Source organism: Bifidobacterium saimiriisciurei, assembly GCF_010667655.1.
Taxonomy (GTDB): Bacteria; Actinomycetota; Actinomycetes; order Actinomycetales; family Bifidobacteriaceae; genus Galliscardovia; species Galliscardovia saimiriisciurei.
In genome coordinates, this window is sequence record NZ_WHZU01000037.1 from 1 (window position 1) to 1,546 (window position 1,546).

At 53.3% G+C, this 1,546-nt stretch carries 2 protein-coding genes; both read right to left on the minus strand.

Annotated features, from left to right (window positions below):
- Nucleotides 1-484 precede the first annotated feature (484 nt).
- Nucleotides 485-1,288, minus strand: coding sequence for a hypothetical protein (locus GFD18_RS10910; RefSeq protein WP_163200613.1), 804 nt, complete (start codon nt 1,286-1,288; stop codon nt 485-487).
- 2 nt (nt 1,289-1,290) lie between these two features.
- Nucleotides 1,291-1,546, minus strand: a 256-nt coding sequence (locus GFD18_RS11195; RefSeq protein ID WP_225433098.1) for a hypothetical protein, incomplete at its 5' end; no start/stop codon positions are given.

The following is a 1,546-nucleotide window of genomic DNA, read 5'->3' on the forward strand; positions in this document are numbered from 1 at the left end:
AAGCTAAGGCCCGGCACGGCGATGGTACTGCACCCGACAGGGTGTGGGAGAGTAGCACGCCGCCGCAACCACACGTTCAGGAAGGCCCCTTGGAAACATCCAAGAGGCCTTCCTTTTTTTCATCCCTTATCATCCCGCGGCCCAATACGACACGAATTGGACCTCTATTTCCAGTTTTGCGAGGCCACGACAAAACCAGCCAGGGACTCCTTGCCATACCTGCATTGCGCATGAACCACGTGGCACGGATGCATCACTGATTTGACCGGTCCGGAGACGGGGCATGGAAGTACCCTCACGGGAGAAGATTCACCATGTTCCCCCGTATTCCACGATGTTTCACGTGAAACTGCAATCTATCGTCGTATGACGAAATATTCGTATATAGGAAAGAGCCTCATGATTTTCCGTCATGAGGCTCTTTCTTTTTGACATAATGCACGTTATCGGTGAATACGCCCTGCTTTCTCTACGTCCGGATGCTCTATTCCCGGACGCATGCGGCGAACGCCTGGTACAACAGCACAATGGCCGTATCGGATACGTCATCGCCGACGAACACTATATGATGCCCGTTGCCATCCCGTTCGTCCACATTATGCTCGCCGATATTGCGTATGGCGTCTCGCAGCGCAACGATATCCGTATTCCATTGAGGAGTCATCGTGCCGAAGCAATATAGATCGAAAACGAAGCTTTTCGGGTGATTATTGCCGAATGATGATTCCAGTCGCTCGCTGTACTGATACGTGTATGCGCTCAGCGTGCCGTAGGAGCGACCGACCCGTACATAGTCGTCGATGGCGCGATTCACTCCGAATCGGAATTTCGGCAAGTCGTTCGGGACATAGACGTTGTGGCTTTGGACCGCTTGATCCAGGGAATCCCGATATGCTCCATCAAGCGTGGTATGGCGCGTGTCCGTATGGGCGGATGGTCCATATGTGTGGTGTCCCATACGGGGGATGTATTCCGCGTGCACTGATTGCGCCAGCTGCCGTATGTCGTCGGAGTCGAGTGCCCCTCGACTGGTGGTGGTGCTTGACGTGCCGTCGGACATCGTCCGTGTAACGACGATTGTATTGTCCTGGAACGTCAAGGTCGTGATGGTTTCCCCTGTGGCCAGATCCTGAGTGGAGGACGACGACTTTATTCTGCCGTGTTCTTTGATCAATCGATCATCGACGGGTGTTGCCGGTTCGTCGGAGTTATGGAGTGCCGCCCATATGGCAAGAATGATTGCCGCGACGATGATTATGCCGATTCCAATGGCGATGATGATTCCCATTATTAACACTCCTGCCGCATTCCATCGAAGAGCGATGACGCAACGATGTCGATATAGCCGATCGTATCGCCGCCATGAGGGTAAATGAGGGATGAATATTGCGCGACACGCCGTCCGGGGTATGGAATGTCAGTTTTTCCCGACGATTTCGAGCCGTATACTGACCGTAGACGTGGAAAAATGCTGTTTTGCGACACGCCGTGGGAGGCGTGTGTTTTCAGTGGTTTTGGGGTTGTTGGTTTTGTCTGGTTTGCGTGG